We start from the raw sequence: 15,555 nt of genomic DNA, 5'->3' as shown, positions 1-15,555 counted from the left end.
CAACATTAATGAGCAGGAGAAACGATGAGCACCGAGCCTTTGACCCACGGACTGGTTCCCCAGCGCCTGGCCCGACTTCGCCAACGGATGAATCAGCAGGGTATCCATGCGCTGTTGGTGCCATCGGCCGACCCGCATCTGTCGGAATACCTGCCGGGTTACTGGCAGGGGCGGCAGTGGTTGTCGGGGTTCCATGGCTCGGTGGGCACGTTGATCGTGACCGCCGGTTTTGCCGGCGTCTGGGCCGACAGTCGGTACTGGGAACAGGCCACCCATGAGCTGGAAGGCAGCGGTATCGAGCTGGTCAAGCTGATCCCGGGCCAGCCCGGCCCCCTGGATTGGCTCGCCGAGCAAACGCCCAAGGGTGGGGTCGTGGCGGTGGACGGTGCGGTGATGGCCGTGGCTTCGGCCCGGACCCTGAGCGGCAAGTTGGCGGAACGAGGTGCGCGGTTGCGTACGGACATCGACCTGCTTGACGAAATCTGGACCGATCGCCCGAGCCTGCCCAATCAACCGGTCTACGCGCATTTGCCTCCCCAGGCGACGGTCAGCCGGGTCGAGAAACTCGCCAAGTTGCGCGAGGCCCTCAAGGAACGTGGGGCCGACTGGCATTTCATCGCCACGCTGGACGACATCGCCTGGCTGTTCAACCTGCGCGGCGCCGATGTGTCGTTCAACCCGGTGTTCGTCTCGTTTGCCTTGATCAATCAGCAGCAGGCCACGTTGTTCGTGGCCCTGGACAAAGTGGATGCAGCGCTGCGTGCCGTGCTTGAACAGGACGGGGTGTGCCTGCGTGACTACAACGAAGCGGCCCCTGCATTGCGTGAAGTGCCAGGCGGGGCGAGCCTGCTGGTCGATCCGGCGCGGGTCACGGTCGGGCTTTTGGATAACCTGGGCAGCGATGTAACGCTGGTCGAAGGTCTCAACCCAACGACGTTGGCCAAGTCCCGCAAGAGCCTGGCTGACGCCGAGCACATCCGCAAGACCATGGAGCAGGACGGCGCGGCGCTCTGCGAGTTCTTTGCCTGGCTGGAAACGGCGTGGGGCCGCGAGCGCATTACCGAGCTGACCATCGATGAACACCTGACTGCCGCCCGCACACGCCGGCCGGATTATGTGTCGCTGAGCTTCAATACCATCGCCGCGTTCAATGCCAACGGCGCGATGCCGCATTACCACGCCACACCAGAGGCTCATGCGGTCATCGAAGGTGATGGCCTGTTGCTGATCGACTCCGGCGGACAGTACCTCGGCGGCACCACGGATATCACGCGCATGGTGCCGGTCGGAACACCCACCGCCGAACAGAAGCGTGATTGCACGCGTGTGCTCAAGGGCGTGATCGCTTTGTCCCGGGCCAGGTTTCCGCGGGGCATCCTGTCGCCGTTGCTGGATGCCATCGCCCGCGCGCCGATCTGGGCCGAACAGGTGGATTACGGTCACGGCACCGGGCACGGGGTAGGGTACTTCCTCAACGTCCACGAAGGTCCGCAGGTGATTGCCTACCAGGCCGCGGCCACGCCGCAAACGGCGATGCAGCCGGGCATGATCACTTCCATCGAACCGGGAACCTATCGTCCCGGTCGTTGGGGCGTGCGCATCGAGAACCTGGCGTTGAACCGCGAGGCGGGCAGCAGCGAGTTCGGTGAGTTCCTCGAATTCGAAACCCTGACCCTGTGCCCGATCGACACTCGCTGCCTGGAACCATCGTTGCTGACCCAGGAAGAAAAGGACTGGTTCAACGCCTACCACGCCGAGGTTCAGCGTCGGTTGAGCCCATTGCTGGACGGGGCGGCGCTGCAATGGCTGAACGAGCGGACGGTGGCCATCTGACCGGCAGGATCAGGCCAGGGCTTCACGGACGAAGTCCAGCCGATCCTGGCCGAAGTAGAGCTCGTCGTCGACAAACATGCTTGGGGCGCCAAACACGCCCCGTTCAATGGCGGCTTCGGTGGCCGTCTTGAGCGCCTGCTTGACCTGATCGTTGGCGGTCAGGGCCAGCACGTACTCAGGATCGAAACCGCCTTCTTCCAACACCGCCGCCACCGTCGCCTGGTCGTTTAGGTTGCGCGCCTCCACCCACAAGGCGCGGAACAGGCAATCGAGGAAGGCTTCGAAGCGCTCGGGCCGGTGCAATTGCATGCCGGTGACGGCGCGCATCAGCAGCAACGTATTGATCGGGAAGTAGGGGTTGAGCCTGAAGGGGACGCCGTAACGGTCGGCGAAGCGTTTCAAATCCTTGAACAGGTAAGGGCCCTTGGCCGGTATGGTCACCGGGGACGCGTTGCCAGTGGCCTTGAACACCCCACCCAATAGCATCGGGCGATAGATCAACTGGCTACCGGTCTCTGCACACAGCGTTGGCAGTTGGGTATAGGCCAGGTACGTGGTCGGGCTGCCGAGATCGAAGTAGAACTCCACCGATTTGCTCATGGCGCTGCTCTCTTGTTATTTGTACGGGAGGGTTTACCAGCGTTCGTTCCAGGGGCGAAGGTCCAGTTCGAAGGTCCAGGCGTCACGGGGTTGGCTGTGCAAATACCAATAGTTGTCGGCAATGTGCTCGGGGTCCAGGATGCCGTCCTGATCCTTGGTCGCGTATTTCTCCGGAAAGTTATCGCGAATGAAGTCGGTGTCGATGGCACCGTCCACCACCACATGGGCCACATGGATGTTCATCGGACCCAGCTCACGCGCCATGCTCTGGGCCAGCGCCCGAATGCCATGCTTGGCCCCGGCGAACGCGGCAAACCCTGAAGCGCCGCGCAGCCCTGCCGTTGCGCCGGTGAACAGAATCGTTCCGCGCTGACGCGTGACCATACGCTTGGCCACTTCCCGTGCATTGAGGAAGCCTGAAAAGCAGGCCATTTCCCAGATCTTAAAGTACTTGCGGGCGGTCTCTTCGAGGATGCTGCAAGGGACGTTGGCGCCGATGTTGAACACGAAGGCTTCGATCGGGCCGATCTGCTGCTCGATCTGTTCGACCAGCGCGATGACATCGTCTTCTTTGCGTGCATCACAGGCGAAGCCATGGGCTTCACCGCCCAGGGCGCGGATCCCTTCCACCAACGGTTCGAGCTTGTCGGCGCTGCGGCGGGTGACGCAGGCGATAAAACCTTCCTGCGCGAAACGCCGGGCAATCGCTCCACCCGTTGCATCGCCCGCGCCCACGACCAGTACGACCTTGTTGTTATTCATGATTAGCCTCATTGGTAAACGATCGTTAGCTAAACGGACGTTATGCTAAGATCCGGCAAGCGTCAAGACAGGCAATCAGGGGCAGGACCATGCGTTATTCAGCCAATCACAAGATGGAAACCCGAGAGAAGCTGCTCGCCAGCAGCGCCGCGTCCGCCAAGACATTGGGGTTCTCCACGGTGGGGGTCGATGGCCTGATGAAAGCGATCGGCTTGAGCGGCGGGGCGTTCTACAGCCACTTCTCATCCAAGGATGAGCTTTTCAAGGCCATCGTCGAGCGTGAGCTGGCCCAGAGCCTGGATCGCCTGAGTGGCGAAGGGGCCATGGACCAGGCGAAGCTGGCGCGCTGTCTCAAGCAGTACCTGAGCATGAGCCACGTCGAACAACCCGAGGTGGGCTGTGCGTTACCCGTGCTGGGCGCCGAGATTGCGCGATCGGATGAGCAGGTGAGAGACGTGGCGCAAACGTGGGTTTGTCGCTTGCATGAAAGCTGGGCGCGGGTGTTGGGCAGTGAAGCCCTGGCCTGGGCCATCCTGTCCCAATGCGTGGGGGCGATGGTTGTTGCGCGGATGATGGCTGCACCTGAGGTCCAGCAGGAGGTCCTCGAGTCCAGCCGTGCCGAAATTACTCTTCGGCTGGCCGGGCTCGACTGACGTGCTTACTTGCAGATCACGATCATGCTACGGCTGGTGTAGCCGGCGGGGTTGAGCCCGAAGGGATAGTCACCGGGTTCTTCCACGGCATCACCCGACTTGGCAATGACCTTGTAGCCCTTGGGGGCACAGGAATTGGCAGCACTGGCAGCGCATTGATCCCAGGAAGAGGAAAGGCCGGAGCAATTGATATGCAGGCCTTTTTTACCGCGCTTGACTTCGGTTTTCGTCGTCGCCGCGCAGCCAGCAACGGCCAATACGGCGATCAGTATCAAAATTCGTTTCATTCCCGTCCTTAACACCGTCGTGGGTCTTATGCCTGCGTACGGTTGCGTTCGCTTGCGCTTGAAGCGTTCATGACGTCCTGTATGAAAAATCCATGTCTGACATTGGGTTACGGACCTAAACATGGCCTAAATGCGCGGCAAATGCCAGACCTTCGTTAAATCCTGCTTCAATCCGCCGCGACGGCTGGCGTTGCCTTGCTGTCCATGGTCAGTGTTGCGCCGACCGACGCCAGAATGATGCAGGCAATGGCGGACCATTGTGCCAAGGACAAGAACTCCTGGAGAAAAAGGAAACCGGACATGGCTGCGATCGCGGGTTCAATGCTCATCAGGGTGCCGAAGGTACGCGCCGGCATGCGGGTCATTGCGACCATCTCGAGGGTGTAGGGTAGGGCGGTGGACAGTACGGCCACACCGATGGCGACGGGGATCAGGCTCGGTGTCAGCAATGCAGCGCCCGCATGGACGATGCCGATCGGCGCGACGAACAGAGCGGCGATCACCACACCGAGTGCGGCGGTTTGCACGCCATGGTCGGCACCGGCCTTCTGGCCGAACAGAATGTACAGCGCCCAGCAGACGCCCGCGCCCAATGCGTAACCGGCACCAACCAGGTCGATGCCGGCGCTGGAGGCGCCTGTAGGTATCAACAGCAGCAGGCCGATCACTGCCAGGGCAATCCAGAGGAAGTCGATTGCCCGGCGCGACGCGTAGATCGCCACGGCCAGGGGGCCGGTGAACTCCAGCGCCACGGCGATTCCCAGGGGAACCGTACGCACCGACATATAAAACAGAAAATTCATGCCGCCCAGTGCCATCCCGTAGACGATCACCGTGCGCAGGGACTGCACGGTGAGCTTGGCGCGCCAGGGGCGCAGCAATATAAGCATGATGATGCTGGCGAAGATGAGGCGCAGTGTCGTGGTTCCTTGTGCACCCACGATCGGGAACATGCTTTTGGCCAGGGAGGCGCCGGACTGGATGGAGGCCATGGCTACTAATAGAAGGGCAACCGGGAACAAGGTGGTTACCAGGCTGCGAGAAGGGGGAGTCATTACTAACGGTCGTCCAGAGATAAAGGCAGGAAGGCAGATTTGAGCAGTATATTGCGCATTCGAAAGCCTTCCGTCTATATACGGACGTGAATTTAGAAGAACGGCTTGCGTGTTGATAGAAAAGTTAAATTAAGTGTTGACGGCAGATTCCAGACGTCTATAATTCGCCCCACTTCCGGCGCAGTCGAAACGAAAAACTCCTTGATTTTCAATGAGCTAAGCGATTTTAGGCAGTGCAGGGCTTCAGTTCATCGAGGTCCGGAAGTCGTGGATAAGGCGCTGTCGTTTGGCTTTATCAACGGTTCGATCCTCTCGATCGAAAGCGGTGAAAAAGAGGTGTTGACAGCAGCGAACAACGCTGTAGAATTCGCCTCCCGCTAACGAGAGATCGAAAGCGCAAGTGGTTGAAGTTGTTAGTGTTTCCCACGGGAAACTTTGAGAAACTTCTTAAATAACCGCTTGACAGCAACACCAGGCGCTGTAGAATGCGCGCCTCGGTTGAGACGAAAGAATCAACCACCGCTCTTTAACAACTGAATCAAGCAATTCGTGTGGGTGCTTGTGGAGTCAGACTGCTAGTCAACAGATTATCAGCATCACAAGTTACTCCGCGAGAAATCAAAGATGTAACCAACGATTGCTGAGCCAAGTTTAGGGTTTTCTCAAAACCCAAAGATGTTTGAACTGAAGAGTTTGATCATGGCTCAGATTGAACGCTGGCGGCAGGCCTAACACATGCAAGTCGAGCGGTAGAGAGGTGCTTGCACCTCTTGAGAGCGGCGGACGGGTGAGTAATGCCTAGGAATCTGCCTGGTAGTGGGGGATAACGTTCGGAAACGAACGCTAATACCGCATACGTCCTACGGGAGAAAGCAGGGGACCTTCGGGCCTTGCGCTATCAGATGAGCCTAGGTCGGATTAGCTAGTTGGTGAGGTAATGGCTCACCAAGGCGACGATCCGTAACTGGTCTGAGAGGATGATCAGTCACACTGGAACTGAGACACGGTCCAGACTCCTACGGGAGGCAGCAGTGGGGAATATTGGACAATGGGCGAAAGCCTGATCCAGCCATGCCGCGTGTGTGAAGAAGGTCTTCGGATTGTAAAGCACTTTAAGTTGGGAGGAAGGGTTGTAGATTAATACTCTGCAATTTTGACGTTACCGACAGAATAAGCACCGGCTAACTCTGTGCCAGCAGCCGCGGTAATACAGAGGGTGCAAGCGTTAATCGGAATTACTGGGCGTAAAGCGCGCGTAGGTGGTTCGTTAAGTTGGATGTGAAATCCCCGGGCTCAACCTGGGAACTGCATCCAAAACTGGCGAGCTAGAGTATGGTAGAGGGTGGTGGAATTTCCTGTGTAGCGGTGAAATGCGTAGATATAGGAAGGAACACCAGTGGCGAAGGCGACCACCTGGACTGATACTGACACTGAGGTGCGAAAGCGTGGGGAGCAAACAGGATTAGATACCCTGGTAGTCCACGCCGTAAACGATGTCAACTAGCCGTTGGGAGCCTTGAGCTCTTAGTGGCGCAGCTAACGCATTAAGTTGACCGCCTGGGGAGTACGGCCGCAAGGTTAAAACTCAAATGAATTGACGGGGGCCCGCACAAGCGGTGGAGCATGTGGTTTAATTCGAAGCAACGCGAAGAACCTTACCAGGCCTTGACATCCAATGAACTTTCCAGAGATGGATTGGTGCCTTCGGGAGCATTGAGACAGGTGCTGCATGGCTGTCGTCAGCTCGTGTCGTGAGATGTTGGGTTAAGTCCCGTAACGAGCGCAACCCTTGTCCTTAGTTACCAGCACGTTATGGTGGGCACTCTAAGGAGACTGCCGGTGACAAACCGGAGGAAGGTGGGGATGACGTCAAGTCATCATGGCCCTTACGGCCTGGGCTACACACGTGCTACAATGGTCGGTACAAAGGGTTGCCAAGCCGCGAGGTGGAGCTAATCCCATAAAACCGATCGTAGTCCGGATCGCAGTCTGCAACTCGACTGCGTGAAGTCGGAATCGCTAGTAATCGCGAATCAGAATGTCGCGGTGAATACGTTCCCGGGCCTTGTACACACCGCCCGTCACACCATGGGAGTGGGTTGCACCAGAAGTAGCTAGTCTAACCTTCGGGAGGACGGTTACCACGGTGTGATTCATGACTGGGGTGAAGTCGTAACAAGGTAGCCGTAGGGGAACCTGCGGCTGGATCACCTCCTTAATCGACGACATCAGCTGCTCCATAAGTTCCCACACGAATTGCTTGATTCATTGAAGAAGACGAAAGAAGCAGCCCGAAATTGGGTCTGTAGCTCAGTTGGTTAGAGCGCACCCCTGATAAGGGTGAGGTCGGCAGTTCGAATCTGCCCAGACCCACCAATTTTGTGTGGGAAACGCCTGTAGAAATACGGGGCCATAGCTCAGCTGGGAGAGCGCCTGCCTTGCACGCAGGAGGTCAGCGGTTCGATCCCGCTTGGCTCCACCACTACTGCTTCTGAAGTAAAAGCTTAGAAATGAGCATTCCATCGTTGATGGTGAATGTTGATTTCTAGTCTTTTGACTGGTTCGTTCTTTAAAAATTTGGGTATGTGATAGAAAGATAGACTGAACGTTACTTTCACTGGTAACGGATCAGGCTAAGGTAAAATTTGTGAGTTCTCTTAATTGAGAAATTCGAATTTTCGGCGAATGTCGTCTTCACAGTATAACCAGATTGCTTGGGGTTATATGGTCAAGTGAAGAAGCGCATACGGTGGATGCCTTGGCAGTCAGAGGCGATGAAAGACGTGGTAGCCTGCGAAAAGCTTCGGGGAGTCGGCAAACAGACTTTGATCCGGAGATGTCTGAATGGGGGAACCCAGCCATCATAAGATGGTTATCTTGTACTGAATACATAGGTGCAAGAGGCGAACCAGGGGAACTGAAACATCTAAGTACCCTGAGGAAAAGAAATCAACCGAGATTCCCTTAGTAGTGGCGAGCGAACGGGGACTAGCCCTTAAGTGGCTTTGAGATTAGCGGAACGCTCTGGAAAGTGCGGCCATAGTGGGTGATAGCCCTGTACGCGAAAGTCTCTTAGTCATGAAATCGAGTAGGACGGAGCACGAGAAACTTTGTCTGAATATGGGGGGACCATCCTCCAAGGCTAAATACTACTGACTGACCGATAGTGAACTAGTACCGTGAGGGAAAGGCGAAAAGAACCCCGGAGAGGGGAGTGAAATAGATCCTGAAACCGTATGCGTACAAGCAGTGGGAGCAGACTTTGTTCTGTGACTGCGTACCTTTTGTATAATGGGTCAGCGACTTATTTTCAGTGGCGAGCTTAACCGAATAGGGGAGGCGTAGCGAAAGCGAGTCTTAATAGGGCGTCTAGTCGCTGGGAATAGACCCGAAACCGGGCGATCTATCCATGGGCAGGTTGAAGGTTAGGTAACACTGACTGGAGGACCGAACCGACTACCGTTGAAAAGTTAGCGGATGACCTGTGGATCGGAGTGAAAGGCTAATCAAGCTCGGAGATAGCTGGTTCTCCTCGAAAGCTATTTAGGTAGCGCCTCATGTATCACTGTAGGGGGTAGAGCACTGTTTCGGCTAGGGGGTCATCCCGACTTACCAAACCGATGCAAACTCCGAATACCTACAAGTGCCGAGCATGGGAGACACACGGCGGGTGCTAACGTCCGTCGTGAAAAGGGAAACAACCCAGACCGTCAGCTAAGGTCCCAAAGTTATGGTTAAGTGGGAAACGATGTGGGAAGGCTTAGACAGCTAGGAGGTTGGCTTAGAAGCAGCCACCCTTTAAAGAAAGCGTAATAGCTCACTAGTCGAGTCGGCCTGCGCGGAAGATGTAACGGGGCTCAAACCATACACCGAAGCTACGGGTATCACGCAAGTGATGCGGTAGAGGAGCGTTCTGTAAGCCTGTGAAGGTGAGTTGAGAAGCTTGCTGGAGGTATCAGAAGTGCGAATGCTGACATGAGTAACGACAATGGGTGTGAAAAACACCCACGCCGAAAGACCAAGGTTTCCTGCGCAACGTTAATCGACGCAGGGTTAGTCGGTCCCTAAGGCGAGGCTGAAAAGCGTAGTCGATGGAAAACAGGTTAATATTCCTGTACTTCTGGTTATTGCGATGGAGGGACGGAGAAGGCTAGGCCAGCTTGGCGTTGGTTGTCCAAGTTTAAGGTGGTAGGCTGAAATCTTAGGTAAATCCGGGGTTTCAAGGCCGAGAGCTGATGACGAGTTGCCTTTAGGCGACGAAGTGGTTGATGCCATGCTTCCAAGAAAAGCTTCTAAGCTTCAGATAACCAGGAACCGTACCCCAAACCGACACAGGTGGTTGGGTAGAGAATACCAAGGCGCTTGAGAGAACTCGGGTGAAGGAACTAGGCAAAATGGCACCGTAACTTCGGGAGAAGGTGCGCCGGTGAGGGTGAAGCACTTGCTGCGTAAGCCCACGCCGGTCGAAGATACCAGGCCGCTGCGACTGTTTATTAAAAACACAGCACTCTGCAAACACGAAAGTGGACGTATAGGGTGTGACGCCTGCCCGGTGCCGGAAGGTTAATTGATGGGGTTAGCTAACGCGAAGCTCTTGATCGAAGCCCCGGTAAACGGCGGCCGTAACTATAACGGTCCTAAGGTAGCGAAATTCCTTGTCGGGTAAGTTCCGACCTGCACGAATGGCGTAACGATGGCGGCGCTGTCTCCACCCGAGACTCAGTGAAATTGAAACGCCTCTCAGCGCTTACACACCCTGCCTATCAACGTCGTAGTCTTCGACGGCCCTTCAGGGAGCTCTAGGCTCCAGTGAGATCTCATCTTGAGGCAAGTTTCCCGCTTAGATGCTTTCAGCGGTTATCTTTTCYGAACATACCACCCTGGCAACTTTGAGGTTCTAACTCAGGTCCGTTATCCGGATCGAGGACAGTGTATGGTGGGTAGTTTGACTGGGGCGGTCTCCTCCTAAAGAGTAACGGAGGAGTACGAAGGTGCGCTCAGACCGGTCGGAAATCGGTCGTAGAGTATAAAGGCAAAAGCGCGCTTGACTGCGAGACAGACACGTCGAGCAGGTACGAAAGTAGGTCTTAGTGATCCGGTGGTTCTGTATGGAAGGGCCATCGCTCAACGGATAAAAGGTACTCCGGGGATAACAGGCTGATACCGCCCAAGAGTTCATATCGACGGCGGTGTTTGGCACCTCGATGTCGGCTCATCACATCCTGGGGCTGAAGCCGGTCCCAAGGGTATGGCTGTTCGCCATTTAAAGTGGTACGCGAGCTGGGTTTAGAACGTCGTGAGACAGTTCGGTCCCTATCTGCCGTGGACGTTTGAGATTTGAGAGGGGCTGCTCCTAGTACGAGAGGACCGGAGTGGACGAACCTCTGGTGTTCCGGTTGTCACGCCAGTGGCATTGCCGGGTAGCTATGTTCGGAAAAGATAACCGCTGAAAGCATCTAAGCGGGAAACTTGCCTCAAGATGAGATCTCACTGGAGCCTTGAGCTCCCTGAAGGGCCGTCGAAGACTACGACGTTGATAGGCAGGGTGTGTAAGCGCTGTGAGGCGTTGAGCTAACCTGTACTAATTGCCCGTGAGGCTTGACCATATAACACCCAAGCAATTTGCGCTTAGAAAGCCAGATTGCGGTGTGGTGAAGACGAAACGAACCGAAAGTTTGCGGCTCACACCCGATCACATACCCGATTTGCTGGAACGCTGAAAAGCGCGCTGGCTCAAGAATTTCTTGACGACCATAGAGCATTGGAACCACCTGATCCCATCCCGAACTCAGCAGTGAAACGATGCATCGCCGATGGTAGTGTGGGGTTTCCCCATGTGAGAGTAGGTCATCGTCAAGATTAAATTCCGAAACCCCAATTGCGAAAGCAGTTGGGGTTTTGTTTTGCCCGTAGGAAAGTCATTTTGTGTTTCTATGCAACCGTCTTGCGCATGGCTATCATGCGGGCCTCATTGTCAGGGCGCAGTCCGCATGCTCACGTTGCTAAAACTTCTCAAGGACGGTCGCTTTCATTCGGGTCAGGCGCTGGGTGCTGCGCTGGGTATCAGTCGTAGTGCTGTCTGGAAGCAACTACAGCACTTGGAGGCAGACTTGGGTCTATCGGTTCATAAGGTCCGAGGTAAGGGGTACCAGTTGGCCAAGCCGCTGTTGCTTCTGGATGTGGCGCAAATCTGTGCAAATGGCCTCTGTGAGTGGCCTGTTCATGTATTCGATTCCATCGACTCCACCAACGCCGAGGCGCTGCGTTCCATCGAGCGTGGTGTCCAGGCGCCGTTCCTGGTTCTGGCTGAGAGGCAGATAGCCGGGCGCGGTCGTCGCGGTCGCAAGTGGGTCAGTCCGTTTGCAGACAATCTCTATCACAGCCTGGTGTTGCGCATTGACGGTGGCATGCGCCAGATAGAAGGGCTGAGCCTCGTTGTAGGGCTTGCTGTCATGCATGCGCTGCGCGACATGGGAATTGCGGAAGCGGCATTGAAATGGCCCAACGACGTCCTGGTGGGTGAGAAGAAGATCGCTGGCATCCTGCTTGAGTTGGTGGGAGATCCGGCGGATGTTTGTCATGTGGTTCTGGGTGTAGGAATTAACGTGAATATGCGCTCGACTGACGAGGTCGATCAGCAGTGGACATCCATGAGTCTTGAGTCGGGTCGAGATTTTGATCGCAATGAGCTTGTGGCTCGCTTGGGTGCGAAGCTTCAGCAATATCTGGCGCTTCATCATGAGGCGGGGTTTGCTGCGATCCAATCGGAGTGGGAGAGGTTTCACTTGTGGCAGGGGCGGGCTGTGTCGCTAATCGCTGGAGTCAATCGAATCGACGGCGTTGTCATGGGGATCGATCACCAAGGTGCGCTGCGTTTGAAGGTGGATGGTGTGGAAAAAACATTTAGCGGCGGTGAGCTCAGCTTGAGGTTGCGTGATGATTCTTGAGCTCGATTGCGGCAATAGTTTTATCAAGTGGCGTGTACTTCGCTCAGATGCAGTAACGCCTATTGAAGGAGGTGTTGTCAGCTCTGATGGCGATCTGTTGGTGAGCTTGAAGGATGCCGAAAAATTCCAGTTGAAGAAGTGTCGGCTGGTGAGTGTTCGGACGCCGGAAGAAACTGATTCGCTGGTTGCCATGTTGGTTAACGCATTTGGTGTGTCCGTGGTTCGTGCCATACCTACTCGCGAGATGGCGGGCGTGCGAAACGGCTATGAAGACTTTGAACGGTTGGGTCTGGATCGATGGCTAGCCCTTCTCGGCGGATACCATCTTGCTGCAGGTGCATGCCTGGTGCTTGATTTCGGTACGGCGATCACCGCCGATTTCGTGGCGGCAGATGGTGAGCACCTCGGAGGGTTTATCTGTCCTGGTATGCCGTTGATGCGTAACCAATTGCGCACCCATACTCGGCGAATTCGCTACGACGATACTGCCGCTGAGCGGGCCCACGAGAGCCTCGCTCCTGGTCGCACGACCGTCGAGGCTGTGGAGCGTGGTTGTTTGCTGATGCTCAGGGGCTTCGTCCTGACTCAGCTTGAGCTCGCGCGGCAATATTGGGGGCAGGACTTCGTGGTGTTCCTCACCGGAGGCGATGCCAATCTTGTTTCCGGCGTTGTCCCTGGTGCCAGAGTGGTGCCTGACTTGGTTTTTGTCGGGCTGGCGATGGCCTGTCCTTTATCTTGAGGTTTCTATGCGCTGGCTGTTTCTGTTATTGCTGGTTTTGAATGTCTTTTATTACGTTTGGCACCAGCAAGAGGCGCCCCTCCGAGCCAAGGATGTCACTCCGCTGAGTTTGTATCGTGGCTCCCAGCAAGATATTCATCTCTTGAGCGAAACAGCAGATGCGCTTGCCCGGCGCGACTCTACAAGCGCTGAGGCGCAAAAAACTTCGTGCGTCTACCTGGGTGGTTTGGCGCGTCCGGAAATGGCCAGGCAATTGGAGCAGCGCCTGGCGGCATCGGGTGTCGTAGCTCGTCCCGTGACATTGGGCGTGCAAAACTCATCTGAGAATGCTGGTTTCTGGGTTCAGGTTTCGCCAGACAGCGGTGCGAAGGTGAATGAAACCCTGGTTCAAAACCTTTCTAAAGAATTCAATGAGTTAAAACATAAAATAATGCCTTGTGAGGGGGTTGCACCTGCTGGGTAGTTTGCATAGAATGGCGCCCGCTTCGCAGTGAAGACCTTTACCGGTTGGCACGTCGAAGCGTAGTCAACGCAGCTAACCTCAGGTTTTTAATGAGAAAATGCTTGACAGAAGGCTGGCATGATATAGAATGCCGGCTCGCTTAGGAGGGGTTCCCGAGCGGCCAAAGGGATCAGACTGTAAATCTGACGTCTACGACTTCGAAGGTTCGAATCCTTCCCCCTCCACCAGTTTCTAGCGTGAGCTGCAGGCTCCGCGGGTATAGTTTAGTGGTAGAACCTCAGCCTTCCAAGCTGATGATGCGGGTTCGATTCCCGCTACCCGCTCCAAACTTGCAGGTCGTGCAAAGTGTTTCGCTCTTGTAGCTCAGTTGGTAGAGCACACCCTTGGTAAGGGTGAGGTCAGCGGTTCAAATCCGCTCAAGAGCTCCATATAACAAGGCAGATATGAAAATATCTGCCTTTGTTTTAATGGCTTGTGTGACTCGCTAAATTTCTTCTCCTAAGGGTGATTTCGATGGCTAAGGAAAAGTTCGAACGTAATAAGCCGCACGTCAACGTGGGTACCATTGGTCACGTCGACCACGGTAAAACCACTCTGACCGCTGCTCTGACCCGTGTCTGCTCCGAAGTTTTCGGTTCGGCCAAGGTTGACTTCGACAAGATCGACAGCGCCCCGGAAGAGAAAGCTCGCGGTATCACCATCAACACCGCTCACGTTGAATACGATTCGTCCGTGCGTCACTACGCACACGTTGACTGCCCAGGTCACGCCGACTACGTAAAAAACATGATCACCGGTGCTGCCCAGATGGACGGCGCGATCCTGGTTTGCTCGGCCGCCGATGGTCCGATGCCACAAACCCGTGAGCACATCCTGCTGTCCCGTCAGGTAGGCGTTCCGTACATCGTTGTCTTCCTGAACAAGGCTGACATGGTTGACGACGCTGAGCTGCTGGAACTGGTTGAGATGGAAGTGCGCGACCTGCTGAGCACTTACGACTTCCCAGGTGATGACACTCCAATCATCATCGGTTCGGCTCTGATGGCCCTGAACGGTCAAGACGACAACGAAATGGGCACCAGCGCTGTGAAGAAGCTGGTTGAAACTCTGGACAGCTACATCCCAGAGCCAGAGCGTGCTATCGACAAGCCGTTCCTGATGCCAATCGAAGACGTCTTCTCGATCTCCGGTCGCGGTACTGTTGTGACTGGTCGTGTTGAGCGTGGCATCGTCCGCATCCAGGAAGAGGTTGAGATCGTCGGTCTGCGCGACACTCAGAAAACTACCTGCACCGGCGTTGAAATGTTCCGCAAGCTGCTCGACGAAGGTCGTGCTGGCGAGAACTGCGGCGTGCTGCTGCGCGGCACCAAGCGTGACGACGTTGAGCGTGGCCAGGTTCTGGTCAAGCCAGGCACCGTCAAGCCGCACACCAAGTTCACCGCAGAAGTTTACGTTCTGAGCAAGGAAGAAGGCGGTCGTCATACTCCGTTCTTCAAAGGCTACCGTCCACAGTTCTACTTCCGTACCACTGACGTGACTGGTAACTGCGAGCTGCCAGAAGGCGTTGAAATGGTAATGCCAGGTGACAACATCCAGATGACTGTCACTCTGATCAAGACCATCGCGATGGAAGACGGTCTGCGTTTCGCTATCCGTGAAGGCGGTCGTACCGTCGGCGCTGGCGTCGTAGCCAAAGTCATCGAATAAGTCTCTTTTATAGAGTCGACTCGATGAGTGAAAAAGCCCCCGCTTAGCGGGGGCTTTTTTATTGGGTTGACACCTATCAGGGGCGTCTATAGAATTGCGCCTCCTTTTAACGGGCGTATTGCGCCCGGTGGGAATAGCAGCCGGAGTCTGAAATCCAATGCAAAATCAGCAAATCCGTATCAGGTTGAAGGCTTTTGACCATCGCCTGATCGACCAATCCACCCAGGAAATCGTGGAAACCGCGAAACGTACTGGTGCTCAAGTGCGTGGTCCAATTCCACTGCCTACCCGTAAAGAGCGGTTCACCGTTCTGGTCTCCCCGCACGTCAACAAAGACGCGCGTGACCAGTACGAGATCCGTACTCATAAGCGCGTACTGGACATCGTCCAGCCAACGGATAAAACCGTTGATGCACTTATGAAGCTTGATCTTGCGGCCGGTGTGGAAGTGCAGATCAGCCTCGGCTAAGACTCGGTCTTGGTCGTGTAACGCTCTGAAATGGGCGGCC

11 protein-coding genes, 5 tRNA genes, 3 rRNA genes and 1 other annotated feature are annotated in these 15,555 nt (G+C 55.7%); of the genes, 15 read left to right on the top strand and 4 right to left on the bottom strand.

All coding sequences use genetic code 11. From position 1 onward, the window contains the following. Positions 1-24: 24 nt before the first annotated feature. A complete protein-coding gene (locus VM99_09010; protein AKJ98190.1) occupies positions 25-1,833 on the top strand; it encodes a peptidase M24 in 1,809 nt (602 codons plus the stop codon). A 9-nt stretch (positions 1,834-1,842) separates the two neighbouring features. Here the strand turns inward: VM99_09010 and VM99_09005 are convergent, their stop codons facing one another. Both VM99_09005 and VM99_09000 read right to left on the bottom strand, forming a co-directional pair. After that, complete coding sequence (locus tag VM99_09005; GenBank protein ID AKJ98189.1) at positions 1,843-2,433, bottom strand: DSBA oxidoreductase; 591 nt, start codon at positions 2,431-2,433, stop codon at positions 1,843-1,845. 33 nt (positions 2,434-2,466) lie between these two features. Further along, positions 2,467-3,195, bottom strand: coding sequence for a glucose 1-dehydrogenase (locus VM99_09000; GenBank protein ID AKJ98188.1), 729 nt, complete (start codon positions 3,193-3,195; stop codon positions 2,467-2,469). Positions 3,196-3,284: 89 nt separating this feature from the next. Between VM99_09000 and VM99_08995 the strand changes: the two genes are divergently transcribed. Continuing rightward, positions 3,285-3,848: a TetR family transcriptional regulator gene (locus VM99_08995; protein ID AKJ98187.1), complete on the top strand. Its 564-nt coding sequence runs from the start codon at positions 3,285-3,287 to the stop codon at positions 3,846-3,848. 5 nt (positions 3,849-3,853) lie between these two features. Here VM99_08995 and VM99_08990 read toward each other — a convergent pair whose 3' ends face one another. Next, complete coding sequence (locus VM99_08990; protein AKJ98186.1) at positions 3,854-4,135, bottom strand: lipoprotein; 282 nt, start codon at positions 4,133-4,135, stop codon at positions 3,854-3,856. A gap of 167 nt (positions 4,136-4,302) precedes the next feature. Continuing rightward, positions 4,303-5,190, bottom strand: coding sequence for a transporter (locus VM99_08985; protein AKJ98185.1), 888 nt, complete (start codon positions 5,188-5,190; stop codon positions 4,303-4,305). 681 nt (positions 5,191-5,871) lie between these two features. Here VM99_08985 and VM99_08980 point away from each other — a divergent pair. From VM99_08980 to rpsJ, 13 genes are all read left to right on the top strand, one after another. Further along, positions 5,872-7,418, top strand: a 16S ribosomal RNA gene (locus VM99_08980). 71 nt (positions 7,419-7,489) lie between these two features. Beyond that, positions 7,490-7,566 (top strand) — tRNA-Ile (locus VM99_08975). A 30-nt stretch (positions 7,567-7,596) separates the two neighbouring features. Next, positions 7,597-7,672 (top strand) — tRNA-Ala (locus VM99_08970). Positions 7,673-7,909: 237 nt separating this feature from the next. Continuing rightward, positions 7,910-10,813: ribosomal RNA gene (locus VM99_08965) — 23S ribosomal RNA — on the top strand. Next, positions 9,922-10,077, bottom strand: a sequence feature (possible 23S ribosomal RNA but 16S or 23S rRNA prediction is too short). It overlaps the preceding rRNA gene by 156 nt. Before the next feature lie 120 nt (positions 10,814-10,933). After that, positions 10,934-11,049, top strand: a 5S ribosomal RNA gene (locus VM99_08960). The 16S, 23S and 5S rRNA genes sit together here with 2 tRNA genes alongside, the layout of an rRNA operon. A gap of 131 nt (positions 11,050-11,180) precedes the next feature. After that, the gene (locus tag VM99_08955) at positions 11,181-12,137 is read left to right on the top strand and encodes a biotin--protein ligase (protein AKJ98184.1); all 957 of its coding nucleotides are present in this window, start codon (positions 11,181-11,183) and stop codon (positions 12,135-12,137) included. Next, positions 12,127-12,876, top strand: coding sequence for a pantothenate kinase (locus VM99_08950; GenBank protein AKJ98183.1), 750 nt, complete (start codon positions 12,127-12,129; stop codon positions 12,874-12,876). Before VM99_08955 ends, VM99_08950 begins: the two co-directional genes overlap by 11 nt. A gap of 7 nt (positions 12,877-12,883) precedes the next feature. Further along, on the top strand, positions 12,884-13,339 hold the full coding sequence (locus tag VM99_08945; GenBank protein AKJ98182.1) for a hypothetical protein: 456 nt from the start codon (positions 12,884-12,886) through the stop codon (positions 13,337-13,339). 142 nt (positions 13,340-13,481) lie between these two features. Then, a tRNA-Tyr gene (locus tag VM99_08940) sits at positions 13,482-13,566 on the top strand. Positions 13,567-13,591: 25 nt separating this feature from the next. After that, positions 13,592-13,665: transfer RNA gene (locus VM99_08935), tRNA-Gly, on the top strand. A 26-nt stretch (positions 13,666-13,691) separates the two neighbouring features. Further along, a tRNA-Thr gene (locus tag VM99_08930) sits at positions 13,692-13,767 on the top strand. A gap of 85 nt (positions 13,768-13,852) precedes the next feature. Beyond that, positions 13,853-15,046, top strand: a complete 1,194-nt coding sequence (gene tuf / locus VM99_08925; GenBank protein ID AKJ98181.1) for an elongation factor Tu — start codon at positions 13,853-13,855, stop codon at positions 15,044-15,046. A gap of 157 nt (positions 15,047-15,203) precedes the next feature. After that, positions 15,204-15,515 carry a 30S ribosomal protein S10 gene (gene rpsJ, locus VM99_08920; protein ID AKJ98180.1) on the top strand — a complete coding sequence of 104 codons (312 nt, stop codon included), beginning with the start codon at positions 15,204-15,206 and terminating at the stop codon, positions 15,513-15,515. Positions 15,516-15,555: the final 40 nt, after the last annotated feature.

The sequence above is a fragment of the Pseudomonas chlororaphis genome, from assembly GCA_001023535.1.
Lineage (GTDB): Bacteria > Pseudomonadota > Gammaproteobacteria > Pseudomonadales > Pseudomonadaceae > Aquipseudomonas > Aquipseudomonas chlororaphis_E.
This window is presented reverse-complemented; position numbering and strand designations above follow the sequence as displayed.

Coding starts and splice junctions, on each gene's coding strand:
- VM99_08945 (AKJ98182.1), top strand. CDS start 12,884: ATGCGCTGGCTGTTTCTGTTATTGCTGGTTTTGAATGTCTTTTATTAC.
- VM99_09010 (AKJ98190.1), top strand. CDS start 25: ATGAGCACCGAGCCTTTGACCCACGGACTGGTTCCCCAGCGCCTGGCC.
- rpsJ (AKJ98180.1), top strand. CDS start 15,204: ATGCAAAATCAGCAAATCCGTATCAGGTTGAAGGCTTTTGACCATCGC.
- VM99_08990 (AKJ98186.1), bottom strand. CDS start 4,135: ATGAAACGAATTTTGATACTGATCGCCGTATTGGCCGTTGCTGGCTGC.
- VM99_08995 (AKJ98187.1), top strand. CDS start 3,285: ATGCGTTATTCAGCCAATCACAAGATGGAAACCCGAGAGAAGCTGCTC.
- VM99_08955 (AKJ98184.1), top strand. CDS start 11,181: ATGCTCACGTTGCTAAAACTTCTCAAGGACGGTCGCTTTCATTCGGGT.
- VM99_08985 (AKJ98185.1), bottom strand. CDS start 5,190: ATGACTCCCCCTTCTCGCAGCCTGGTAACCACCTTGTTCCCGGTTGCC.
- VM99_09005 (AKJ98189.1), bottom strand. CDS start 2,433: ATGAGCAAATCGGTGGAGTTCTACTTCGATCTCGGCAGCCCGACCACG.
- tuf (AKJ98181.1), top strand. CDS start 13,853: ATGGCTAAGGAAAAGTTCGAACGTAATAAGCCGCACGTCAACGTGGGT.
- VM99_09000 (AKJ98188.1), bottom strand. CDS start 3,195: ATGAATAACAACAAGGTCGTACTGGTCGTGGGCGCGGGCGATGCAACG.
- VM99_08950 (AKJ98183.1), top strand. CDS start 12,127: ATGATTCTTGAGCTCGATTGCGGCAATAGTTTTATCAAGTGGCGTGTA.